This is a genomic window from Mycobacterium liflandii, assembly GCF_022354805.1.
In the GTDB taxonomy this organism is placed as follows: domain Bacteria; phylum Actinomycetota; class Actinomycetes; order Mycobacteriales; family Mycobacteriaceae; genus Mycobacterium; species Mycobacterium marinum.
Map to the genome: position 1 here is coordinate 4,396,022 of NZ_CP023138.1, position 22,852 is coordinate 4,418,873.

Annotated in this window: 19 protein-coding genes and 6 pseudogenes; 14 read left to right on the forward strand and 11 right to left on the reverse strand. The window is 64.0% G+C overall.

The window, feature by feature from the left end; genetic code table 11:
• Positions 1-180: 180 nt before the first annotated feature.
• The 5 genes and pseudogenes from CKW46_RS19555 to CKW46_RS19575 all read left to right on the forward strand — a co-directional run bounded on the left by CKW46_RS19555 (position 181) and on the right by CKW46_RS19575 (position 4,717).
• The gene (locus tag CKW46_RS19555; protein WP_012395006.1) at positions 181-519 is read left to right on the forward strand and encodes an MmpS family transport accessory protein; all 339 of its coding nucleotides are present in this window, start codon (positions 181-183) and stop codon (positions 517-519) included.
• 105 nt (positions 520-624) lie between these two features.
• A pseudogene (locus CKW46_RS19560) lies at positions 625-1,765 on the forward strand (cytochrome P450); the annotation flags it as partial.
• Positions 1,766-1,909: 144 nt separating this feature from the next.
• A pseudogene (locus CKW46_RS19565) lies at positions 1,910-3,113 on the forward strand (ISAs1-like element IS2404/ISMul1 family transposase).
• Between the two features lie 20 nt (positions 3,114-3,133).
• Positions 3,134-3,310: pseudogene (locus CKW46_RS19570) on the forward strand (cytochrome P450); the annotation flags it as partial.
• 33 nt (positions 3,311-3,343) lie between these two features.
• Positions 3,344-4,717: a flavin monoamine oxidase family protein gene (locus CKW46_RS19575; RefSeq protein WP_240274720.1), complete on the forward strand. Its 1,374-nt coding sequence runs from the start codon at positions 3,344-3,346 to the stop codon at positions 4,715-4,717.
• An 8-nt stretch (positions 4,718-4,725) separates the two neighbouring features.
• Here the strand turns inward: CKW46_RS19575 and CKW46_RS19580 are convergent, their stop codons facing one another.
• Both CKW46_RS19580 and CKW46_RS19585 read right to left on the reverse strand, forming a co-directional pair.
• Entirely contained in the window at positions 4,726-5,352 is a 627-nt protein-coding gene (locus CKW46_RS19580; protein WP_015356283.1) for a class I SAM-dependent methyltransferase, read from the reverse strand.
• 93 nt (positions 5,353-5,445) lie between these two features.
• Entirely contained in the window at positions 5,446-6,492 is a 1,047-nt protein-coding gene (locus CKW46_RS19585) for a hypothetical protein (RefSeq protein ID WP_482052282.1), read from the reverse strand.
• A 328-nt stretch (positions 6,493-6,820) separates the two neighbouring features.
• On the opposite strand from CKW46_RS19585, the gene CKW46_RS19590 reads away from it, so the two are divergent.
• From CKW46_RS19590 to CKW46_RS19610, 5 genes are all read left to right on the forward strand, one after another.
• Positions 6,821-7,390 (forward strand): ester cyclase, encoded by a 570-nt coding sequence (locus CKW46_RS19590; RefSeq protein ID WP_117435312.1) that lies wholly within the window; start codon positions 6,821-6,823, stop codon positions 7,388-7,390.
• 68 nt (positions 7,391-7,458) lie between these two features.
• Positions 7,459-7,992 carry a hypothetical protein gene (locus CKW46_RS19595; protein WP_012395012.1) on the forward strand — a complete coding sequence of 178 codons (534 nt, stop codon included), beginning with the start codon at positions 7,459-7,461 and terminating at the stop codon, positions 7,990-7,992.
• Positions 7,989-8,387, forward strand: a complete 399-nt coding sequence (locus CKW46_RS19600) for a cupin domain-containing protein (protein WP_011739460.1) — start codon at positions 7,989-7,991, stop codon at positions 8,385-8,387. Before CKW46_RS19595 ends, CKW46_RS19600 begins: the two co-directional genes overlap by 4 nt.
• 198 nt (positions 8,388-8,585) lie before the next feature.
• A complete protein-coding gene (locus CKW46_RS19605) occupies positions 8,586-8,963 on the forward strand; it encodes a YidH family protein (protein ID WP_012395013.1) in 378 nt (125 codons plus the stop codon).
• Positions 8,960-9,295, forward strand: a complete 336-nt coding sequence (locus CKW46_RS19610; RefSeq protein ID WP_012395014.1) for a DUF202 domain-containing protein — start codon at positions 8,960-8,962, stop codon at positions 9,293-9,295. Before CKW46_RS19605 ends, CKW46_RS19610 begins: the two co-directional genes overlap by 4 nt.
• Positions 9,296-9,318: 23 nt before the next feature.
• On the opposite strand, the pseudogene CKW46_RS19615 reads toward CKW46_RS19610, so the two are convergent.
• Positions 9,319-9,687: pseudogene (locus tag CKW46_RS19615) on the reverse strand (potassium channel family protein); the annotation flags it as partial.
• Positions 9,688-9,831: 144 nt separating this feature from the next.
• Between CKW46_RS19615 and CKW46_RS19620 the strand changes: the two are divergent.
• Positions 9,832-11,035, forward strand: a pseudogene (locus CKW46_RS19620) (ISAs1-like element IS2404/ISMul1 family transposase).
• On the opposite strand, the gene CKW46_RS19625 reads toward CKW46_RS19620, so the two are convergent.
• The 5 genes from CKW46_RS19625 to CKW46_RS19645 all read right to left on the reverse strand — a co-directional run bounded on the left by CKW46_RS19625 (position 11,032) and on the right by CKW46_RS19645 (position 14,954).
• On the reverse strand, positions 11,032-11,430 hold the full coding sequence (locus tag CKW46_RS19625; protein ID WP_232022561.1) for a hypothetical protein: 399 nt from the start codon (positions 11,428-11,430) through the stop codon (positions 11,032-11,034). The pseudogene CKW46_RS19620 and the gene CKW46_RS19625 sit on opposite strands and share 4 nt — an antisense overlap.
• A 151-nt stretch (positions 11,431-11,581) precedes the next feature.
• Entirely contained in the window at positions 11,582-12,295 is a 714-nt protein-coding gene (locus tag CKW46_RS19630) for a haloacid dehalogenase type II (protein WP_020725714.1), read from the reverse strand.
• 116 nt (positions 12,296-12,411) lie between these two features.
• Entirely contained in the window at positions 12,412-12,882 is a 471-nt protein-coding gene (locus CKW46_RS19635) for an HD domain-containing protein (protein WP_015356288.1), read from the reverse strand.
• 23 nt (positions 12,883-12,905) lie between these two features.
• Complete coding sequence (locus CKW46_RS19640; protein ID WP_252872249.1) at positions 12,906-13,730, reverse strand: LLM class flavin-dependent oxidoreductase; 825 nt, start codon at positions 13,728-13,730, stop codon at positions 12,906-12,908.
• Between the two features lie 21 nt (positions 13,731-13,751).
• Positions 13,752-14,954 carry an ISAs1-like element IS2404/ISMul1 family transposase gene (locus CKW46_RS19645; protein ID WP_482053377.1) on the reverse strand — a complete coding sequence of 401 codons (1,203 nt, stop codon included), beginning with the start codon at positions 14,952-14,954 and terminating at the stop codon, positions 13,752-13,754.
• Between the two features lie 184 nt (positions 14,955-15,138).
• Here CKW46_RS19645 and CKW46_RS19650 point away from each other — a divergent pair, with 184 nt between their 5' ends.
• Both CKW46_RS19650 and CKW46_RS19655 read left to right on the forward strand, forming a co-directional pair.
• Positions 15,139-15,546: an SDR family oxidoreductase gene (locus CKW46_RS19650; protein WP_252872481.1), complete on the forward strand. Its 408-nt coding sequence runs from the start codon at positions 15,139-15,141 to the stop codon at positions 15,544-15,546.
• A 100-nt stretch (positions 15,547-15,646) separates the two neighbouring features.
• Positions 15,647-17,257 carry an FAD-dependent monooxygenase gene (locus tag CKW46_RS19655; RefSeq protein WP_499018121.1) on the forward strand — a complete coding sequence of 537 codons (1,611 nt, stop codon included), beginning with the start codon at positions 15,647-15,649 and terminating at the stop codon, positions 17,255-17,257.
• On the opposite strand, the pseudogene CKW46_RS19660 reads toward CKW46_RS19655, so the two are convergent.
• A pseudogene (locus CKW46_RS19660) lies at positions 17,258-18,460 on the reverse strand (ISAs1-like element IS2404/ISMul1 family transposase). It lies immediately after the preceding gene.
• Positions 18,461-18,674: 214 nt separating this feature from the next.
• On the opposite strand from CKW46_RS19660, the gene CKW46_RS19665 reads away from it, so the two are divergent.
• Positions 18,675-19,943 carry a DUF3500 domain-containing protein gene (locus CKW46_RS19665; RefSeq protein ID WP_117436632.1) on the forward strand — a complete coding sequence of 423 codons (1,269 nt, stop codon included), beginning with the start codon at positions 18,675-18,677 and terminating at the stop codon, positions 19,941-19,943.
• Positions 19,944-20,021: 78 nt separating this feature from the next.
• Here CKW46_RS19665 and CKW46_RS19670 read toward each other — a convergent pair whose 3' ends face one another.
• Positions 20,022-21,218 (reverse strand): serine hydrolase domain-containing protein, encoded by a 1,197-nt coding sequence (locus CKW46_RS19670; RefSeq protein ID WP_482052286.1) that lies wholly within the window; start codon positions 21,216-21,218, stop codon positions 20,022-20,024.
• Positions 21,215-22,693 carry a biotin carboxylase gene (locus tag CKW46_RS19675; RefSeq protein WP_020787008.1) on the reverse strand — a complete coding sequence of 493 codons (1,479 nt, stop codon included), beginning with the start codon at positions 22,691-22,693 and terminating at the stop codon, positions 21,215-21,217. Before CKW46_RS19675 ends, CKW46_RS19670 begins: the two co-directional genes overlap by 4 nt.
• Positions 22,694-22,852: the final 159 nt, after the last annotated feature.

A 22,852-nucleotide genomic window follows, 5' to 3' on the forward strand; every position in this document is an offset into this window, starting at 1 on the left:
GCGATCGGGGGCGACATCTAGCATCAGGGCTCACATTTGGGTCTTCAACGAGTCCACTCGCTGTTCTCGGGCACCAAACGCACTCGTGCCGGCGGGGCGGGAGCCCAACAAACCACTTACATGCCGTCCTACCTGATGACACTATGGAAAACCATGACCAGTCGATTGGCAGCCAGACCCATGCGCCGTCTCAGCGGACCGGCGATTCTGCTCGCTATCGGTGTCGGCGTCGCAGCCACCTGCGGCGTGGCGAACGCCGACCCGTTTCAGCAGGTCCGCTATGAAGTGAGCGGCCCGGGCGTCGCCGAGTTCGTCTCGTACCAAACCGCCAAGGGCCAGCAGCGAGCGACCAACATCAACCTGCCCTGGTCGTCGGAGTTCACCGCCTTCGGCGGGCAGGTTTTCGTGCTCAGCGCCCAAGGGCAGGGCAGCATTACCTGCAGGATTCTGGTTGACGGCAGCGTGGTGACCGAGCAGACCGGGACCGGAACGCCCGGACACACCGTGTGCACACACTGACCCACCGCATGCGGTGGCTCCGCACCGCCACGTTGTCGCCGCCAGCGGTTTAAGCTCGCCAGTGTCACCCCTTCAACGACGAAGCGGAGACGTAGGAGAAGCACGATGGACCTCAGCACGAACCTCAACACCGGCCTGCTGCCTCGGGTTAACGGGACACCGCCACCGGAAGTCCCACTGGCCGACATCGAACTTGGTTCGCTGGAGTTCTGGGGACGCGATGGCGACTTCCGCGACGGCGTTTTCGCGACCTTGCGCCGCGAAGCCCCCATCTCCTTCTGGCCCCCGATCGAACTCGCCGGACTCACTGCGGGCAAGGGGCACTGGGCGCTGGGCGCTGACCAAGCACGACGATATCCACTTCGCCAGTCGGCATCCGGAAATCTTTCATTCCAGTCCCAACATCGTGATCCACGATCAGACACCGGAGCTGGCCGAATACTTCGGCTCGATGATCGTGCTCGACGATCCGCGCCACCAGCGCCTGCGCTCGATTGTCAGCAGGGCGTTCACCCCGAAGGTGGTCGCCCGCATCGAAGCCTCGGTGCGGGAGCGGGCCCACCGGTTGGTCGCAGCCATGATCGAGAACCATCCCGACGGGCAAGCCGACCTGGTCAGCGAGCTCGCCGGCCCGCTGCCTTTGCAGATCATCTGCGACATGATGGGGATTCCCGAAGAAGACCACGAGCAAATTTTTCATTGGACGAACGTGATTCTCGGGTTCGGCGACCCCGACCTGACTACCGATTTCGATGAGTTCCTTCAAGTTTCGATGGCCATCGGCGGCTACGCCACCGCGCTGGCCGATGATCGTCGGGTCAACCACCACGGCGATCTGACGACCAGCCTGGTGGAAGCCGAGGTCGACGGCGAGCGGTTGTCCTCGTCGGAGATCGCGATGTTCTTCATCCTGCTGGTGGTCGCCGGCAACGAAACCACCCGCAATGCGATCAGTCACGGAATGCTGGCGCTGTCGCGCTACCCCGACGAGCGTGCCAAGTGGTGGTCGGACTTCGACGGTTTGGCCGCGACCGCGGTCGAGGAGATCGTGCGATGGGCTTCGCCGGTGGTCTATATGCGCCGAACGTTGAGCCAGGACGTCGACCTTCGGGGCACCAAGATGGCGGCCGGCGACAAGGTCACCCTGTGGTACTGCTCGGCGAATCGCGATGAGGAGAAGTTCGCCGATCCCTGGACGTTCGATGTGACCCGCAACCCCAATCCGCAGGTCGGCTTCGGTGGTGGAGCAGGGCTCCGGCGTTGTTGATTAGCAGGCTTGTGAGCTGGGTTGATGATCTTTGGTGCCGCGCTATTGGGGCCGGAGTGTAGGCACGGGCTATCTGGAGAACGATCGAGTTGGTTACTGTTCGTCGTTGGTCTGGAGTTGCCCGTGCCTACCGTTTCAGTATTGCCTGTGTCGTCGGTTCCAGAGGTGTTCGACCGCTGGAGTCCTGGTGAGCGCAGCGAGCTCATCGGATCGGAGTTTCTCGATGTGTTGGCCTCGGTGCCAGACCCGAGGGACCCACGCGGTCGGAGGTATTCGCTGATGGCTTTGTTGGCGATCGCGGTTCTGGCCACTGCCGCGGGGATGCGCGGCTATGCTGGTTTTGCCACATGGGCGGCCACCGCTCCCGATGATGTGTTGGCCCAATTAGGGGTCCGGTTCCGGCGGCCCAGTGAGAAGACCTTCCGCGCTGTTTTGTCTCGGCTAGACCCCGCCGACCTCAACGCCAGGATGGGCAGTTACTTCACTGCACACGTGGCCAGCAGCGACCCCAGTGGATTGGTGCCGATCGCGTTGGACGGCAAGATGCTGCGTGGTGCCTTTACGCGCCAAAGCGACAGCCACGCATCTCGTGTCGGTGTTCACCCACCGTGCCCGATTGGTGCTCGGTCAACTCGCTGTCGCCGAGAAAAGCAATGAAATTCCCTGCGTACGTGCCCTGCTCACGCTGCTGCCGGGTAGCTTGTGGTGGCTGGTCACCGTGGATGCGATGCATACCCAGGTCGTCACCGCGAAGTTGATCTGCGCCACCTTGAAGTCGCACTACCTGATGATCGTCAAGTCCAACCAAGCCAAAATACTTGCGCGTATCACCGCGCTGCCCTGGGCCGAGGTGCCCGCAGCCGCTACCGACGACTCCCGCGGCCACGGCCGTGTCGAGACCCGCACCCTGCAAATCATCACCGCTGCACGAGGAATCGGCTTCCCCTACGCAAAACAAATCATCCGGATCACTCGTGAACGCTTGATCACCGCCACCGACCAGCGCAGCGTGGAGGTGGTCTATGCCATCTGCAGCCTGCCGTTCGAGCACGCCCGCCCTACCGCGATCATGACCTGGATGCGTCAACACTGGGGAATCGAGAACAGCCTGCACTGGATACGCGACGTCACCTTCGACGAAGACCGTCAAAGGGCACATACCGGAAACGGCGCACAGGTCCTAGCAACGCTACGCAACACCGCCATCAATCTGCACCGCCTCAACGGCGCCGACAACATCGCCGAAGCCTGCCGGATCACCGCTTTGACCGCCAACCGCCGCCTAGACCTCCTCAATCCACAATTCCCCAGCTCACAAGCCTGCTAATCAACAACGCCGGAGCCCTGGGTGGTGGAGGTGCCCATTTCTGCCTGGGCGCAAACCTGGCCCGCCGTGAAATCAGAGTTGTATTCGACGAATTGCGCCGGCAAATGCCTGACGTCGTCGCGACCGAGGAGCCGGCACGGTTGCTGTCACAGTTCATTCATGGCATCAAACGGCTACCAGTCGCGTGGAGCCGTTGACTGCGAAGCCGTTTGCCGGTAGGCCTATTCAGCATGGCCGAGGTCGATGTATGCGTGGTGGGTGCGGGGTTCGCTGGCCTGACCGCCGCGCTTCGGCTGAAGCAGGCCGGTCACTCGGTGGCATTGCTGGAGGCTCGGGACCGGGTTGGCGGCCGAACCTTCACCGTGGTGCGTGAAGACGGGTCGTGGATCGACAAGGGCGGCGCGTGGATCGGCCCCACTCAGCACCGAATCTATGCGCTGATGAAGGAATTCGGAGTCGCGGCGTTCAAGCAGTACACCGACGGCGAAGCCATGATGGTTGTCGATGGCAAGCAGTACCGCTACCAGGGCACGATCCCGCGGACCCTGAGCCCGTTGGCCTCGATGAATCTGGGCACAGCCATGTTCGAAATCAGCCAGATGTGCAAGACGATTCCACTCGAGGCGCCCTGGGAAGCCAAGCGAGCCGCGAAATGGGACCGAATGACCTTGGCCCAGTGGCTGCGCAACAACGTCAAGTCCAAAGCAGCGCACGACCTCCTGGAAACGGCGATCGCCGGCTGCTACACCTCCGACGCCTCGGAGGTATCGATGCTGTTCGTGCTGTACCAGATGGCCTCGGGCGGTGGGCCCGGCTTCGTGCTGGGCAGCAAGGGCGCCGCACAAGACGCCCGGCCGATCGGTGGCATGGGCGCCGTTTATGGGCCGATGGCCGCCGAGCTGGGCGACGCGATCCACCTGTCCCAACCGGTCCGATCGATCACCCAGGATTCCGGCGGCGTGACCGTGCAAGCCGAGGGGCTAACCGTGCGGGCGAACCGAACGATCGTCGCGGTTCCGCTCGCGATCGCCAGCCAAATCGTTTATGAACCAATGCTTCCCACCGATCGGTCATTTCTGCACCAGCGGATGCCCAGCGGCGCGGTTGTCAAGATCTCCGCCGTCTACGACGAGCCGTTCTGGCGTGCCGATGGATTGTGTGGCCAAAGCGCCGCGCCGACATCGCTGGCTACGCTGACCATCGATGCCAGCCCCAATAGCGGGACACCGGGGGTGCTGTGCGTGGTGATCGAGGGGCCGGTCGCCCGGCAATACGAGCGCCTCGACGACGACGGTCGACGTCAGGCGGTGCTCGCCGCCCTGGTGGAACGCTTCGGCGCCAAGGCCGCGAAGCCGCTCGACTACTTCGAGCAGAACTGGAGCCGTGAGCGCTACTCCGGCGGTGGGATGCTCAGCCATACTCCCCCGGGCGTGCTCACCCAGTTCGGTCATGCGCTGCGCAGGCCGTGCGGCCGGATTCACTGGGCAGGCACCGAGACCTCGGCCAAGATGTGCGGCTGGATCGATGGCGCCATTCGCTCGGGCGAGCGCGCGGCCAGCGAAGTAATGGCGAACCAGACGATGACCATGGCCAGCGACTCATGACCTGGCGATCACCACTGAGCCGATTCGGCAAGCTCGTACACGAATAGCTCGCGCGGGTACACGCTGAGCCATTCTGGTGGCTGCCGGGCCTGCAGAACGCAGGATGCATTGTCGCCCAACCAATTTAGTGCCGATCGGTAGGAGCCTCTGGTTGCCGGGCGAAATGGGTAGCGGTAGTAGCGGGCGAACACGTGGACATGGAGGAAAAGAATGCCTTTGCCCAGCCGTCCGTCCGGCATGTCTTCGAACACGATGATGCTGCGGCGCGCAACTCGGTAACACTGTTTGATCAGCGCCACCGGGTCATGGCTGTGATGCAGCACTTCACTGAGAACAACATGGTCAAATGACCTGTCCGGAAAAGGAATTGACGTGCCATTGAACTCGCGGAACGGAATCTCGGTACGACGAGCGTCCTTGACGTCTATGCCACTCGGGGATATCCCGTACATCTGCTGCAAGTACGCAGACAGATAACCCGTCCCGCACCCGACATCGAGAACGCTATCGCCCTTGCCGAGGTGGCCGCCAAGCGCGTGAGCCTGTTGCCGAAGTCGCTCTGCCGGCCGCAGCACCTCGCGCATGTCGTTAAGCTTTGCGCTCAACTTCTCGGAAAATGGCTGCACGGCACTCATTTTGCCGTGACCATATCAGAGAATCGGCGTCTGGCGGCCGAACGGACACGACGTGCCCGATGACCACAGAACGCGAAGCGGCGATCCAAGTGGTCACGGCTGACGCAGCTCTCGATGCAGGTTCCGGTAGATCGTCTGGGCCGCGCGCAACTGGGGGTGCAGCCAGGACGGAAATCCTTCGATCGGCAGCGGCTGACGATTGCCTGGCGCGATGTCTGACCTCGCCCTCGCCTCGCGGAACAACACGTCATGCAGTTGCGGACAGCGCGTGTCGTAACCTGAGCGCGCGATCGGGGGCGAGGCGCTGGGATCGCGCGGGGACAACCCGAGGAACGCGGCGAGCGCGCCGAGCCGGGCAGGCGGATCGGCCTGCACCGCAGCGAAATCGACAAGCGCCACCCCCTGGTCGCCGGCCGGGGTGTTGTCGTACAGATCCCACAGCGCAGACCAGGCGAAGTGGCGATCGTTGAATGGGCGCACCAGCGGTTCAGGCAGTGTGCTCAGAGCGCAGGGCGGGGTGCCCAGGTATGGCTCGAAGTCACCGACATCTCCCAGCCTGCGCTGTCGCGCCTCGTTGGCCCAGTCTTCGCGTTGCAGGCTGGGCATGCCGAACAAGGCGCTCTTATGCCAATGGGCACGCAAACGGCCTTCATCGAATCCGCTGAAGTCGCGTTCCTCGCGCAGCCGTGCCAGGAAGTCCGCCCAGCAGGTCAGTGTGGCGGGCGGGCAGGTCGCCCGCCCCGCTGGGCTGAGCCACAGCCGGGGCCTGGCCTCGGAACCTCCCGACAACAGGTCCGCCAGCCCGAGTGTCATCAGGATCAGCGACTCCAAGGCCAGCGCCGGCTGGCGCACCAACACCAAAGTCTTGTCGATGATCGCGCGCCAAGCCCGCCACTCCCGATCGGGCCCGATATGTTGCGCGGTCTCCTTGATCAGCACGACAGCCGGCCGGGACGCCGGGCACGGACCAACCGCAGCAACCGCATCGGCGATCAGCCCAAAAGTCTCGACGACCCGAGCATCGGCCCGCAGATGGTACTGGCCCGCCGGCTCGGTCACCACCGCATCAACCTGACCGTGTCGCGCCAGGGCATTGGCAAGCGCCGTCGAACCGGTGCGCGGCGGCGACAGCAGCAGCACCAGCCGCAGCCGGCCGGTCGCCACACGTTGGAGTAGGTAGTCGTAGCTGGATAGTCCGGCGATATCCATCCTGACTACCGGGGGTGGTGTCGGCGAGTTGTGGGAAATCCCCGGCTGCAATCCATAGTAGATGGATACCATATAGGGGTATGCGGTACAAGCGCGGCAGGACTGGACTCCGGAACAAGACGTCACCGGGCCGCCGATCAGTGACACGTCAACGGGCACAGGCGTTTCTGAGCTTGATGACGCTGGCGTGACCGGGCCCGCCCGGGTCGGCCAACAAAAGTATCTGGCCGGTCGATGAGATCGGAGCCTATCGTCAAGCATGCCCATTTCCGCGTTTCCCGCTCCCGAGGTGCTGGCGGCCCGCCAGAAGCTGGTGCTCGACCATTTCCACGATGAGGTCCGTCAGGACTGGGACGACGTGCTGTCCACCTTTCCGCACCCGCGCTACGAGCTGATCCCGCAGATGACCGTCCACGACGGAGACCAGGCGGTGCGCGGCTACTACCACTACACCCGAACGGCGTTCCCGGACCAGGACCAGGACCAGGACCACGAAATCATCGCTTTGCGACACAGTGCCGACGCGGTGATCGTCGAGTTCTGGCTGATGGGCACCCACCGCGGCTACCTCGGCAAGATTCCGCCCACCGGAAGCCGGTTCCGGGTCCGGATGACCGCCTATTTCGTTTTCGACGAGGCGGAAACCCTTGTCTGCGAACGCATCTATTTCGACACTCTGACCATGATCAAACAGTTGCTGGGCGGGCTGGCCATGCGGCGGCCGTCGAACTGGCTGCTGGCTGCGCGTTGTGTCCGGGGCCTGCTGTCCATGTCGTCGGGGGAACCGGACCGGGCACTGACCAACACCACCGAGCCGACGTTTGCGTGACTACGCTTCCCCGTGGCAGTGCGAATGCCTAGACTCCCCCGCTAGCCGATGCTTTTCAGGAGGCTGCCATGCGAGTAGCAGACCGACATGTGTTGGGCGCCCTGGCCGCAATACCATTGCTGTCCGGCTGCGCCACCACCACTCATCAAGCGGGGCAGGAATCCACGATCGCGCCGCCCACCAAAGCCGCAACAGCGGTCACCGCTACCGTCCCGGCGCAGCCCGCCTCCCCCGGCTCGAGCACACAGAAATGGATTGACCTGCAGGTCGGGGATTGCGTCGCCGACCTTCCCCCGGCAGACCTGAGCCGCATCTACGTCACCGTAACCGATTGCGCGACAACGCATCTAGCTCAGGTGTACTTACGCGCTCCGGTGGCCGTCGACTCCGCCGTCGCCGACGTCGCCAATCGGGAATGCGCGGCGGGGTTTGCGCCCTACACCGGCAAGGCCGTCGACGACAGCCCCTACGCGGTGACCTGGCTGATCGACTCACGGCAGGACAGAACGGGCGCAGACCCCACCCCCAGCACCGTCATCTGTCTGCTGCAGGCCGCCGACGGTCAGCCGCTGACCGGCTCCGCCCAGCGCCCAGGCTCATGAACCACCAACATGTAGACGCGGAAACCAAGGCGATACAGCAACCCGACAGGACCGTGCGATTCCTCGACGGCAGCGTGCGTGTCGTGATGGAACTGTTGGGCACGGTCGCCATCGGCCATGGCATCTACCAACCCGGCTGGAAGTGGTCGGTCCACGTCGGCCCGACAACTGGCAGGGCCTCGGCGCGGCACGTCGGGTACGTGCTGAGCGGGCACATGGCGGTGCGCAGCCACGACGGTCTGGAGATTCTGGTGGGACCCAACCAGGCATTTGCCGCCGAGCCTGGCCACGACGCGTGGGTGGTCGGCGACGAACCCTGCGTCGCGCTGGACTGGTCGCCGATCGACCCATCTGCCTTCAGCGTCGCGACACCAGATGACGAGCGGAATCGCTGACACCAACCCCACCCGCCCTGAGTCGGCCCGGTCACCCGCCCTCAGCTGCGGTTTGCGTATCGTCGCACCGAGCCGGTTGGCCTCAGCCCACACCGATCGCTGGCGTTTCGGCTGTGCGCGCCCGGACCGGGCACAACTCTGGCTAGACTCGGTCGACGTCGAAAACGCCAGTGCCCAATATGACTTGCGAGGTGCCTAGTGGCCGAAACCACCACACCCGACAGCGAAGAATGCGCCGAGACCGAACCCGACTACCGGTTCACTCTGGCCAACGAACGAACCTTCCTAGCCTGGCAGCGAACCGCGTTGGGGCTTCTTGCCGCGGCGGTCGCCCTGGTGCAACTCGTCCCCGAGCTGGCCGTCCACGGTGCACGCCATGTGCTGGGCGTGGTGCTCGCGACACTGGCGATTCTGACCAGCGGGATGGGGCTGCTGCGCTGGCAGCAGGCCGATCGCGCCATGCGCCGCGGCGAACCACTGCCCCACCACCCGACACCGGCATACCTGGCTGTAGGACTGGCGATCGTCGGCGTCGTCGCGCTCATCTTGGTGGTCGCCAAGGTGGTCACGGGTTGAGCCAGTCGTCGGAGACTGCCCAGGCGGCGGATCGCGGATTACAGGCCGAACGCACCACGCTGGCCTGGACCCGGACGTCGTTTGCGCTGCTGGTCAACGGCGTGTTGTTGACGACCAAGGACGTGCAGGCCCACGCCGGACTAGCGGGGCTGGTCCCGGCCGGCCTGGCCGCGCTGGCGGCGTCGTGCGGCTACATCATCGCCTACCAACGCCAGCGAACCCTGCGCCGGCGCCCACGACCGCAACGAATCACCGCTCGCCGTCAGGTCTACATCGTCGGGCTGGCGGTGCTGGTGCTGATGGTCGTGACCGCGTTCGCGCAGCTGCTGTAGGCCGCGCCAGGCCATCGCCGGGCTCAGTTGACGCGGTCGGAGTGCTGTTCGCGCAAGAGCGCCGCCAGTCGGCGTACTTCCGTGCGCAGCTCATCGATCTGCGCAGCGGTGGCGGCACGGTTCGCGGAATCAGTTTCAGCGACCCGCTGCACTATCCACGATGCGAGTGAGGCGGTAACGACACCGATCAGGCTAATGCCACCGATCATCAGCAATACGGCAATTACTCGGCCGGTGACTGTGATCGGGTACAAATCTCCGTAACCAACGGTTGTCACCGTAGTGATGGCCCACCACACGGCCTTTCCGAAAGACGCAATGGTGGCCCCCGGATGGCCACGTTCCTGGTTGAGGATGGCCAGTGAAGTGACGTAGATCAGCAGGGATACACCCCAGGGCTCCGGCGTTGTTGATTAGCAGGCTTGTGAGCTGGGTTGATGATCTTTGGTGCCGCGCTATTGGGGCCGGAGTGTAGGCACGGGCTCTCTGGAGAACGATCGAGTTGGTTACTGTTTGTCGTTGGTCTGGAGTTGCCCGTGCCTACCGTTTCAGTATTGCCTGTGTCGTCGGTTCCAGAGGTGTTCGACCGCTGGAGTCCTGGTGAGCGCAGCGAGCTCATCGGATCGGAGTTTCTCGATGTGTTGGCCTCGGTGCTAGACCCGAGGGACCCACGCGGTCGGAGGTATTCGCTGATGGCTTTGTTGGCGATCGCGGTTCTGGCCACTGCCGCGGGGATGCGCGGCTATGCTGGTTTTGCCACATGGGCGGCCACCGCTCCCGATGATGTGTTGGCCTAATTAGGGGTCCGGTTCCGGCGGCCCAGTGAGAAGACCTTCCGCGCTGTTTTGTCTCGGCTAGACCCCGCCGACCTCAACGCCAGGATGGGCAGTTACTTCACTGCACACGTGGCCAGCAGCGACCCCAGTGGATTGGTGCCGATCGCGTTGGACGGCAAGATGCTGCGTGGTGCCTTTACGCGCCAAAGCGACAGCCACGCATCTCGTGTCGGTGTTCGCCCACCGTGCCCGATTGGTGCTCGGTCAACTCGCTGTCGCCGAGAAAAGCAATGAAATTCCCTGCGTACGTGCCCTGCTCACGCTGCTGCCGGGTAGCTTGTGGTGGCTGGTCACCGTGGATGCGATGCATACCCAGGTCGTCACCGCGAAGTTGATCTGCGCCACCTTGAAGTCGCACTACCTGATGATCGTCAAGTCCAACCAAGCCAAAATACTTGCGCGTATCACCGCGCTGCCCTGGGCCGAGGTGCCCGCAGCCGCTACCGACGACTCCCGCGGCCACGGCCGTGTCGAGACCCGCACCCTGCAAATCATCACCGCTGCACGAGGAATCGGCTTCCCCTACGCAAAACAAATCATCCGGATCACTCGTGAACGCTTGATCACCGCCACCGACCAGCGCAGCGTGGAGGTGGTCTATGCCATCTGCAGCCTGCCGTTCGAGCACGCCCGCCCTACCGCGATCATGACCTGGATGCGTCAACACTGGGGAATCGAGAACAGCCTGCACTGGATACGCGACGTCACCTTCGACGAAGACCGTCAAAGGGCACATACCGGAAACGGCGCACAGGTCCTAGCAACGCTACGCAACACCGCGATCAATCTGCACCGCCTCAACGGCGCCGACAACATCGCCGAAGCCTGCCGGATCACCGCTTTGACAGCCAACCGCCGCCTAGACCTCCTCAATCCACAATTCCCCAGCTCACAAGCCTGCTAATCAACAACGCCGGAGCCCTGGGATACACCCGAGATGGTGTAGAGCATGATGCGACCGCGAACGGCATTTCCCACCGCCTTCTGCAGCGCGCCGACCAGGACGAGCAACCTCAGCAAACGCAGTGGCCGCATCATGGGAAGCGCGACGATAAGCAGGTCGATTATGTGCCGGATAAACCAACGCCCACGGTGAGGCGCCAAACACAGGCGCGCGATGTAATCGAAGACGAAGAGGCTCCAGGCGACCCAAGTTGCCACCCCCAAGAAGGTCGCCTCTAAACCCTGCGGCTGATACAGCACTTCGATCGAGTACATGGCGAGGAATGCGATGGCTACCATGGCCAGTGGCCATTCGGTGCGCTGCTCCCATAGCTGGTCTTTAGTTTGCTCAGTCATAACGGCTGGGCCTCCGAGTCGATCATGGCGTTACGTATCCGTCTCAATTTCTGCCCGGCTTTAGGGTAGCGGGCTGGCCTTCCGCGCGGTAAAGGTGATAACGGGCTAGCCGAATTCGGTTCGCGTGAAACTTGTTTCGACTCCGCAGCGATCAGCAACCGAGTTGCCCGGCAAGATCGAGGAAGTCTGCGGCGTTGATGTCGAACTCATCGGCATAGGTTGCATCGGCCGCACCACCGATACCGAATTCGAGCGGCCGCGCGACGAAGGCGGTGCGCAGACCCAGACGGGCCGCGGCGCGGAGGTCGTACTTATGGCTGGCCACCATCATGACCTCGGCAGGTTCACACCCGAGGTAGCCGACGGCCATCCGATAAGCGGCCGGATCGGGCTTGAACACCCCGGCCATCTCGGCCGCAAAGATCGCATCCCAGGGCAGAGCGGCCCGCTTCGAGATGTTGACGACCGCGCTGACGTCCGCATTGGACAGGGTGGCCAGCGTGAACTTCGTCTTCAGCCGAGTCAGGCCGGCCACCACGTCCGGCCAGGGACGCAGCCGCTGCCAGGCAAGGGTGAGCTCGTCACGCTCGGCGGCCGAGAGTCCGGTGACACCGCAACCGTCCAGCACCGCGTCAAGGACTTGTCGGTACACCGAGTAGACCGAAACCCACCCGCCGTGTCCGCCCGAGGAAGCATCCAACGCGCTGAAGTAACCGGCCCGCCAGCGCCGGACCAGCTCGGGCCAGTCCGCATCCGGGTGCCGTCCGGCGCTGATCCGCCGCGCCTCGTCACAGACGGTCGAATGAAAATCCGTCGCGGTCCCCTGCACGTCGAAGAGCAACGCCGTCACCATGAGGCTCATCATCCAACCTCGGCCACCCCAAGCTTGCCTGGGGTTTGCCTCTCGCCCGGTCTTGGCGAGCAGACACAGAATCGCACCGCGGGCTCCGCGCGGGTGCGATTCTGTGTCTGCTCGCGGTGCTAGCGGTTGGCGCGGGCTCTGCGCTCGGCACCATCGCCGAAGTCGGCACCGAGCGCCCGGTAGGCGTGCGCGTACTTGCCGGTCAATCTGGCGCGGTCGGCGTCGCTGAGGTTTGCCATGCGTTCCGGGTCGGTGTTGTCGGCCAGGTCGGCGAGTTTGACCTCGCGAGCGATCGGGTGTTCGCGGATACGCCGGTAGTAGTCGTCGGGTGGGACGTGATCGCGTCGGGTGAGCCGCTCGAGTGCATCGATCGCGCTGGCGGGGATGCCTTGCTCAGCGAGTTGGGCAGCCGTAATCCCCGAGTCCTCGATGACGTCGTGCAGCAAAGCCGCCACCGCGGCCTCGGCGTTGGCCGGATCGACATAGGCCGCAACCCGGCGCACATGCCCCAGGTAGGGCAGCCCGGCCTTATCGAGCTGGCCGGCGTGAGCCGCGGCGGCGATCGAGTCGGCAATTGCGATGTGGTCCACGTCTCCGCCCTTACCAGCGCCACCTAGTCCAATGCCGCAATCGCGGCCTTCAGTTTGGGCATTGTCTGCTCGAGCAGTTTGAGGCTCTTCCAGCCTTCCTCGGGTGACAGACCGCCCAGCAGCGGCTGAAACGCAAATCCCGACCGGTCGACCACGTCAGGCACTCTGGCCAGCAGATCATCCGGTGTCCAAGCCGCGAACAGACCCGCCTGGCGCAGCACGGCGGGATCGGTCAGCGACTTGAACGGCGAATTGGACGCATCGGCTTCCTGCTCAGCCCATTTGGCGTACTCGGTGATGACATGGATGGCATGGCGTTCGATTACGGCCCAGCCACGCTCGGGGTCTTCGCATAGATGGATGCTGATCGGGATGAGCATCGGCCGAAAGTAAAGCCCCGGCTCACGACCGTGTTTGCGGCATTCTTCGAGATAAACATCCACCAGGTCGGGAACCATTGGCAGGAATCCGAGACCGAAGCGCGCGGCGCGACGGGCCGAGGCTTTGACGCCGCCGCCGACCAAGATGATCTCCTCGGGCTTCTGTATCGGCAGCGGGCGCACACACACCGGGCGGCCGTCGGCTTCGAACGTCTCGCCACGCAGCGCCCGGATGATCGTCTCGATACCCGAGTCCATGAGCTTGGCCCGATCGGCCAGCGACTTGCCGAACATCGCGAATTCCGATGCCACATAGCCGGCACCGAACGTCACGTTGATGCGCCCGCCCGACATCAGATCGGCGATGGCGATCTGTTCGGCGACCAGCACGGGATCGTGCAGCGGCAGCACCACCGCGCCGATAAGCAGGCGGGCATGCTTGGTCACCGCGGCCATCCCGCCCGCCATGCAGGGCTCCGGCGTTGTTGATTAGCAGGCTTGTGAGCTGGGGAATTGTGGATTGAGGAGGTCTAGGCGGCGGTTGGCGGTCAAAGCGGTGATCCGGCAGGCTTCGGCGATGTTGTCGGCGCCGTTGAGGCGGTGCAGATTGATCGCGGTGTTGCGTAGCGTTGCTAGGACCTGTGCGCCGTTTCCGGTGTGTGCCCTTTGATGGTCTTCGTCGAAGGTGACGTCGCGTATCCAGTGCAGGCTGTTCTCGATTCCCCAGTGTTGACGCATCCAGGTCATGATCGCGGTAGGGCGGGCGTGCTCGAACGGCAGGCTGCAGATGGCATAGACCACCTCCACGCTGCGCTGGTCGGTGGCGGTGATCAAGCGTTCACGAGTGATCCGGATGATTTGTTTTGCGTAGGGGAAGCCGATTCCTCGTGCAGCGGTGATGATTTGCAGGGTGCGGGTCTCGACACGGCCGTGGCCGCGGGAGTCGTCGGTAGCGGCTGCGGGCACCTCGGCCCAGGGCAGCGCGGTGATACGCGCAAGTATTTTGGCTTGGTTGGACTTGACGATCATCAGGTAGTGCGACTTCAAGGTGGCGCAGATCAACTTCGCGGTGACGACCTGGGTATGCATCGCATCCACGGTGACCAGCCACCGCAAGCTACCCGGCAGCAGCGTGAGCAGGGCACGTACGCAGGGAATTTCATTGCTTTTCTCGGCGACAGCGAGTTGACCGAGCACCAATCGGGCACGGTGGGCGAACACCGACACGAGATGCGTGGCTGTCGCTTTGGCGCGTAAAGCACCACGCAGCATCTTGCCGTCCAACGCGATCGGCACCAATCCACTGGGGTCGCTGCTGGCCACGTGTGCAGTGAAGTAACTGCCCATCCTGGCGTTGAGGTCGGCGGGGTCTAGCCGAGACAAAACAGCGCGGAAGGTCTTCTCACTGGGCCGCCGGAACCGGACCCCTAATTGGGCCAACACATCATCGGGAGCGGTGGCCGCCCATGTGGCAAAACCAGCATAGCCGCGCATCCCCGCGGCAGTGGCCAGAACCGCGATCGCCAACAAAGCCATCAGCGAATACCTCCGACCGCGTGGGTCCCTCGGGTCTGGCACCGAGGCCAACACATCGAGAAACTCCGATCCGATGAGCTCGCTACGCTCACCAGGACTCCAGCGGTCGAACACCTCTGGAACCGACGACACAGGCAATACTGAAACGGTAGGCACGGGCAACTCCAGACCAACGACGAACAGTAACCAACTCGATCGTTCTCCAGATAGCCCGTGCCTACACTCCGGCCCCAATAGCGCGGCACCAAAGATCATCAACCCAGCTCACAAGCCTGCTAATCAACAACGCCGGAGCTCTGACTACGTACCGATCCATCTCGTCCAGCGCTACCTGCCGGGCATGCGGGATCGGCGCTTCGGGCGAATCGTCAGCATCACCTCCGAGATGGTCGAGTCACCCGTGGCGGGCATGATCGCCTCGGCCGGCGCACGCAGCGCACTGACCACGGCGATGAAGGGCGTTCAACACGACAGCGTCGCCGACAACGTGACAATCAATCAGCTGCTGCCGATGCTCATCGACAGCCCCCGACAGCTACAGATGGCGCAATTGCTTTCCGAGAGCAGCGGTGTCGCGTTCGAGGAAATTCGGCGGCGGCAGGCCAGCGTCACCTCGGCGAAGCGGCTCGGACGGCCCGAGGAAGTGGGCGCCGCATGCGCTTTTCTGTGCAGCGAACAAGCGGGGTACATCTCCGGCGTGAGTCTGCCCGTCAATGGCGGAGGACCGGTCATGGGCGGCGGCGCATGAATCGCCCGGTACCAGGGCGCCGGACGTTGTTGGGGGCCCGACGCCATCGCGCGAGCATCGGCGGCACAGTCCCGATCACCGACACAAGGAGGTTGCGCCAGTGAGCAATGCAACGTTGCCAGCAGAATCCGATGTTCTGGTTGTGGGCGCCGGACCGGCCGGCATGGTCACCGCCGCTCTGCTCGAACGGCTTGGGATGACAGTGCGGATCCTGGAGCGCTTCCCGTCCCGGCTTGCCCTGCCCAAGGCGCACGTCGTTGGCCCGGTCACCCTTGACATCTGTGTGCAAGCGGGGTTGGACGTGGACCGCATGAGCGCCGACGCGCACCCCCCGGAATGGGATCAATTCGTTCGATTCGCGACTCGGCTGTTCGGCGAACAGCTCGGCACCATCGCCTACGAGTACCAGTCCCCGGAATGGACCGCCCGGCCACGAATCAACCTCTCCCAACCGCGATTCGAAGCGATCGTCGAAGGCGATGTGCGTCAGCGCCCTGGCATCGAGTGGGTCTGCGGGCGTTGGACCGGCGCACAGGTCGACAAGGGCAAAGTGGTTTCCACCGCGACCGTCGATGACCGGCAAGTCCAGTTCAGCAGCCGGTACCTGATCGGCGCCGACGGCGCCAACAGCGCGGTCCGGGAAAGCCTCGGGATATCCATGCATACCTATGGTCAGCCCAGCCATCAGATCAACGCCCACGTGGTCGCCGATATGCGCGAGCAGCTGACCGATCATCCGGCGGTCTTGTATGCGCTGGTGGACCCGGAGGTGGCCAGCGTCGCGGTCATCCACGGCCTAGGCCAGCCCGGCCACGACAACACGATCGAGTGGATCTGCGGATCGCCTTACGACGGCGAGAACGTTCCCGAGATGGACACGATCATCGACCGGGTGCGCAAGGTTATCGGAAGTGACGATATCGGATTCGAGGTGCTCAAGCTCTCGCCCTGGGTCTTGACGGCGCGAGTGGCCGACCAATTCCAGGCCGGCCCATGCTTCCTGATCGGCGACGCGGCACACCGGCTGCCGCCGACCGGCGGGCTGGGCATGAACACCGCCATCCAAGACGGCGCCAACCTGGCCTGGAAACTCGCCGCGGTGATCCACGGCTGGGCCGGTGAGGCCCTGTTGCAGAGCTATTCCACCGAACGCCGGCCGATAGCGATCGCGAACACGCTGCGCTCCTTGGAGAACTTCGAAATCCACATCCAGGCGTTAGCCGAGCTTGCGACGGCGGCCTTGGACGGAACCCTGCACACCATAGCTGCGGAGCGCCTCGACAACCTCGTCCAGCAGAACTCCATCGGCTTTAACAGCCCTGGGCTGCAACTGGGCTACGGCTACGGGCCCAACCAAGAGGTCGCCGATGCAACCTCATTCACCCCATCAGCCGCCGTGGGACGACGGTTGCCGCACGCTCAGGTCAAGACCGGTGCCGTGGATCTGGTGCCGATCATCGATTTGGTGGACCGAGCCGGCTTCACCGTCTTCATACAGGGCGCGGCCGACGCCTGGCGAGAGGCATCCGGGGGCTCGGAGTTCCCGGTCACCATCGTGGATCTTGCGGGCGCGGTGGCCGACCAGGGGTGGCTGGAGCTGACCGGACTCGCGCACGAGGGAGCGGCGCTGGTGGTGCGCCCCGACGGACACATCGCCGCCAAAGCCGCCGGCCCGCAGTCATGGCCCGGCACAGGGCTCCGGCGTTGTTGATTAGCAGGCTTGTGAGCTGGGGAATTGTGGATTGAGGAGGTCTAGGCGGCGGTTGGCGGTCAAAGCGGTGATCCGGCAGGCTTCGGCGATGTTGTCGGCGCCGTTGAGGCGGTGCAGATTGATCGCGGTGTTGCGTAGCGTTGCTAGGACCTGTGCGCCGTTTCCGGTATGTGCCCTTTGACGGTCTTCGTCGAAGGTGACGTCGCGTATCCAGTGCAGGCTGTTCTCGATTCCCCAGTGTTGACGCATCCAGGTCATGATCGCGGTAGGGCGGGCGTGCTCGAACGGCAGGCTGCAGATGGCATAGACCACCTCCACGCTGCGCTGGTCGGTGGCGGTGATCAAGCGTTCACGAGTGATCCGGATGATTTGTTTTGCGTAGGGGAAGCCGATTCCTCGTGCAGCGGTGATGATTTGCAGGGTGCGGGTCTCGACACGGCCGTGGCCGCGGGAGTCGTCGGTAGCGGCTGCGGGCACCTCGGCCCAGGGCAGCGCGGTGATACGCGCAAGTATTTTGGCTTGGTTGGACTTGACGATCATCAGGTAGTGCGACTTCAAAGTGGCGCAGATCAACTTCGCGGTGACGACCTGAGTATGCATCGCATCCACGGTGACCAGCCACCACAAGCTACCCGGCAGCAGCGTGAGCAGGGCACGTACGCAGGGAATTTCATTGCTTTTCTCGGCGACAGCGAGTTGACCGAGCACCAATCGGGCACGGTGGGCGAACACCGACACGAGATGCGTGGCTGTCGCTTTGGCGCGTAAAGCACCACGCAGCATCTTGCCGTCCAACGCGATCGGCACCAATCCACTGGGGTCGCTGCTGGCCACGTGTGCAGTGAAATAACTGCCCATCCTGGCGTTGAGGTCGGCGGGGTCTAGCCGAGACAAAACAGCGCGGAAGGTCTTCTCACTGGGCCGCCGGAACCGGACCCCTAATTAGGTCAACACATCATCGGGAGCGGTGGCCGCCCATGTGGCAAAACCAGCATAGCCGCGCATCCCCGCGGCAGTGGCCAGAACCGCGATCGCCAACAAAGCCATCAGCGAATACCTCCGACCGCGTGGGTCCCTCGGGTCTGGCACCGAGACCAACACATCGAGAAACTCCGATCCGATGAGCTCACTGCGCTCACCAGGACTCCAGCGGTCGAACACCTCTGGAACCGACGACACAGGCAATACTGAAACGGTAGGCACGGGCAACTCCAGACCAACGACGAACAGTAACCAACTCGATCGTTCTCCAGATAGCCCGTGCCTACACTCCGGCCCCAATAGCGCGGCACCAAAGATCATCAACCCAGCTCACAAGCCTGCTAATCAACAACGCCGGAGCCCTGTGGCCCGGCATCCACAGCTCATTGCGCAACCACTTGCAAACGGGTCAGCCGCTGGGGACAGAGGCGATCGCATGAGCGCGAAGTTCCGGGAGTTCATCCCGCCCGACGACGCACCGCGCTACGCCGGTCTGGACGCGGACGCAGAAACCTACGCCGACCACGTGGGCGAGATGCTGCGTCTGGGTTTGGGGGACAACAATCCCTTCGATCTCATCGTGGAGAGGTCCAATGCACCGTTTCAGGGGGTGAGTGCCGACGGGACGATCGAGCCGGGCCTGTTCGACCTTGCTGCCGAGGGCGCACCCATCGCCGACATGGTCAAGGCGGCGAACCACTTGCTATCCACGGTGACCCCCGCCGAACGCGCCAAGCTCGTTCATCCGCTGACCTCGGTGCTGCGGCGGCGCTGGCTCAACCCGGAGTTCTACTTGTTCCGCTACGGCCTGCGCCTCGACGAGGTCACCGCCGAAACCCGAACCGCCATCTTCGATTTCCTCAAGACCACGCTGAGCGAAGCCGGCTACACCAAGGTGCGCAACTGCATGTACGTGAACGGGTTCCTCGGAACGATCATGGTGGCGCCGCTGATCATGAACGAATACAGCTACAACTTCACGCTGTTTGGCGAGCCGTCGTTGACCGAACCATGGGGCTGGCAGATGCACGGCCATCACTGCGTGCTGAACTGTCAGATCGTCGGCGAGCAGATGGTCATGACGCCGTGTTTCTGGGGAGCCGAACCCAATGAAGTCGACCGAGGTCCGCGCCGGGGCCTGACCCTTTTCACCGACGAGGAAAACCTCGCGGTGGCGCTGTTTGAGACGCTTCCCGCGCAGCTGCGTGAACGCGTCGTGCTCTATCCCAGCGCCTACGATCCCGCCGTGCCCCAAGGCAGGCTCAGTCCGTTCGACCATCTGCATCTGGGCGGGTTCAGCCAGGACAACAGGGTCATCCCCTATCAAGGAGCCCCGGCAGCGGACTTCGGCGCGGCCTCCCGCGACAAGCTCGTCGAGCTCATCGAGGTCTATCACCGACACCTGCCCGATGGTCCGAAGGCCGCACCGATGGCCGAGATCCAAAAGCAGCTCGACAGCACGTATTTCTGCTGGATCGGCGGTTCGGGCCCGGAAAATCCGTTCTACTACCGGATTCAAAACCCAGTAACCCTGATCGAATTCGATCATCACGCCGGGGTCTTTCTCAACAACCCCACCGCCATGCGGTTCCACATCCACACGCTGGTGCGCACACCCAACGGCAACGATTACGGCATGGCTCTGGTGCGGCAATACTGCGAGGCGCACCAGCGCTCGATGGCCGGGCTGGAGCTCAATCAATAGGCATATAGCCGACAACTCGTGGACTCCGCTGGCGACAGCTGCCCCGCTGAATCCGCCGCGGACCCCGCTCAGCGCAGGCTAGTTGGTAATTCCACCCAATTCCCGTGCCACCGCGTCGAATGCACGCAGCGTGTTCGCCTGTTGCTGCGGGTCGTCCTGAGAGGCCGGCCGGCTGGACAGCTTGGCGCCGACCACCTGCGCGGCGCGGTTGATGTAGATCAACTGGCCACACATGCCCACGCACAACGCGACGTTGCTGCCCGGGTAGGGAAACCACACTTGGTTGCGGTACATCCCGCCCGGCATTTTGGTGTCGTCGGGGCTGGCGGCAAATGCCTGACGCGAATCGGTACCGCCGTCGAGCGTGTCGGCGATCCACGCCGCCGGCACCACCTGCTGGCCGGTCAACGAGACACCGTCACGCAAGAACAGCGACCCGAACCGGATCATGTCGGTAAGACAGGCGTTGATGCCGCCGTCGAATATCCCGGTGCCGGCCGGGCCCGCCGTGTCTAGCGCGATGCTGGCGTCGCATTGGGCGCCGATGCGACTCCACAGCAGATGCGACATCAGTTCGGGCATCGGCTGGCCGCCGGCGACCTCGCAGATCCAGCCGAGTACATCGGTTTCACACGAGCGATATTCGAAGGGGCCGCCGTGGGCCGACTTCTGCCGCAAGGTGAGCAGGTAGTCGCGCAGTGTGGCGGGGACATCCGGATTTTGCTTGGGCGCCCACCCGATCACCTGCTCGCGCACGTGTATTTCGGCGGCCGGGTCGTCGTAGTTCTCCGAGAAGCCAACACCTGATCTCATGTCCAGCAGGTGGCGCACCGTCGCACCCGCATAGCCGCAGTTCACCAAGGCGGGAACGTATGTCGTGACCGGCGCGTCAACGTCGATCGCACCGGCCCCAGACAGCGCGCCGACCACCGCCGCCACCAACGATTTGCTCACCGAGAACAGCAGGTGCCGCGTCTGGGGCCGCAATCCACCGAGGTACTCCTCGGCCACCAGCGCACCGCGGTGAGCCACCGCCCACCCGTCGGTAACGGTGCCGGCCATCACCGCACCAACGGTGGTCGGCGCCCCCTCGGTGTTGGTCAACTCGATGTCGGCGACCGGAGCACCGGCCGCGGGCAGCGCCACGGCGGGGTTGGTCCCGCGCGAGATCAGCGCGGTCGGCATGAAGTCCTCGACATGCTGGAACGCCCAGTGCGAATACGGTGACGAGAGCCAATTGCCCAGCGAAAGACCGGCCGGGACGCCGCCGCTCACGCGCGTGCGACGAGCCGCGAGACGATCGGCGCGGCCGGCGTCAGGGGTGTCGAGGCAAAGTGCGCCTTGAGGCCCTTGACCCAGCGCTGGCAGCGCTCAGTGAGCTGGTAGTCGTCGGTCTGCAGATGCCCGCGGGTGACAAGCACACCGAGTTGGGCTCCCTCGCAACGTAAGTCGCCAGGTGCGGCGACCCGCATGTAGAACGCCTCGGACTCGTCGAGCAGCGTGGCCCAGTCGTTGCCCTGACGAGCGAAGGAGACGCTGCCATCGTGGTGCAGGCGCCACACCCCGGTGCGTGGGGTTGAGGTGAACAGCTCGAGCTCCGGCGAGGTCTCCGACATGATGAGCTGACCCCAGACCTCGTCCTCGCCGTAGCCGCGTTCCCAGCGCGTGTTGATCTCCTCGATGTCGAGCTCGTATTCCACGTCCATGTATTCGAGCAGGTGGAACAGGAACAGCGGCATATCGGCGTAGGCCTCGGTGGTCAGGTTCGTCATCGGGCTGGCCCCGCTCAGGCGTGGGTTCACCTCGCCGAGGTAGAGCTCGTTTGCGTCCAGATCGTGCAACAGGTCAACCTCGAAGTAGCCGCGGTAGCCCTCGCGGCTCAGGACATCGCCCAGCTTTCGAACCATCTCGCGCGCGGCGCGCGTCTGGGCGGGCGGCAGCACCTCACGCCAGACGTCATTGCCGCACCAGGCCCCTTTGGACGGAGTCAGCTCCGGGTAACCGACCAGACTCGTCATCGCGGGGCCGATCACGGTGCCGTGGCGGGTCACGGTCCCCTCGATACACACCTCGACATTGCGGATGCGCTTCATGACCTTGATTTCCGGCTGCTCCACCAGGTCAGCGGCGCACTGGTCCCAGTCACGCTCACCGCGCACGAAGAAGGTCGCACTGCCGGCGTTGCCATATGCGGCCTCGATGACCAGGTCATCTCCCAGCCCGGCGTCATGCGCCAGCGTCGATAGCTCCTCGTAGGAGCCGGACCGCCCGATCACGTGCGGCACGCTCGGCACGCCCGCCTCGTTGGCCAGGCGAGTCATGACGATCTTGGAGCCGAGCCGGTGGCGCAGCTCCGCCGGGGGATGAATGACCTCGAGCCCCGCCTGGCGCGCCAGGGCCTGGGTCTCTCCGTCCAGCATCACAAAGCAGGCCTTGCCGCCGGGCCCCCGGCGCGCGATGAACTCGAGCGTCTCGGGATCACGCAGCAGGTGGTTGCACACATCCCCCATGCCGTCGAAATCCCTGCGGTCACGCCGCCGCGGCACGAACACGCGCGAATGCGCGCCCTCGAAGGAGTCAAAGTAGGTGAGGTAGAAGAAGTTTCGCACCCATCGGTCGATGCCTAGCAGGTTGAACGGCGTCGGCGAGATGAAGTAGAGCGGCAGCTTGTTGTTGTGGAAGAACGCGCGGACGTCCGAAAGACCGTTCAGCACACGGGGCGGCTTGGGCTCGGGATTACCTGCGGTCACGATCGCACCAGCCGCGGTGTCGTCGAGCCTTGAGCCCGGCGCGGGGGCGGCGGCGGTAGGGACGGTGCGGTCAGCGCGACGACGGTGAATTCGCATACCTCCATTGGTCCAGTGTGGACCCGAAGGTGGTCGTATCGAAATGTGGGGTGCCTGAACGTC

Bases quoted from the DNA above. Each gene is read 5' to 3' on its own strand.
- CKW46_RS19555 (WP_012395006.1), top strand. From the start codon at position 181: ATGCGCCGTCTCAGCGGACCGGCGATTCTGCTCGCTATCGGTGTCGGC.
- CKW46_RS19575 (WP_240274720.1), top strand. From the start codon at position 3,344: ATGGCCGAGGTCGATGTATGCGTGGTGGGTGCGGGGTTCGCTGGCCTG.
- CKW46_RS19580 (WP_015356283.1), bottom strand. From the start codon at position 5,352: ATGAGTGCCGTGCAGCCATTTTCCGAGAAGTTGAGCGCAAAGCTTAAC.
- CKW46_RS19590 (WP_117435312.1), top strand. From the start codon at position 6,821: ATGCCCATTTCCGCGTTTCCCGCTCCCGAGGTGCTGGCGGCCCGCCAG.
- CKW46_RS19595 (WP_012395012.1), top strand. From the start codon at position 7,459: ATGCGAGTAGCAGACCGACATGTGTTGGGCGCCCTGGCCGCAATACCA.
- CKW46_RS19600 (WP_011739460.1), top strand. From the start codon at position 7,989: ATGAACCACCAACATGTAGACGCGGAAACCAAGGCGATACAGCAACCC.
- CKW46_RS19625 (WP_232022561.1), bottom strand. From the start codon at position 11,430: ATGACTGAGCAAACTAAAGACCAGCTATGGGAGCAGCGCACCGAATGG.
- CKW46_RS19630 (WP_020725714.1), bottom strand. From the start codon at position 12,295: ATGATGAGCCTCATGGTGACGGCGTTGCTCTTCGACGTGCAGGGGACC.
- CKW46_RS19640 (WP_252872249.1), bottom strand. From the start codon at position 13,730: ATGGCGGGCGGGATGGCCGCGGTGACCAAGCATGCCCGCCTGCTTATC.
- CKW46_RS19650 (WP_252872481.1), top strand. From the start codon at position 15,139: ATGCGGGATCGGCGCTTCGGGCGAATCGTCAGCATCACCTCCGAGATG.
- CKW46_RS19665 (WP_117436632.1), top strand. From the start codon at position 18,675: ATGAGCGCGAAGTTCCGGGAGTTCATCCCGCCCGACGACGCACCGCGC.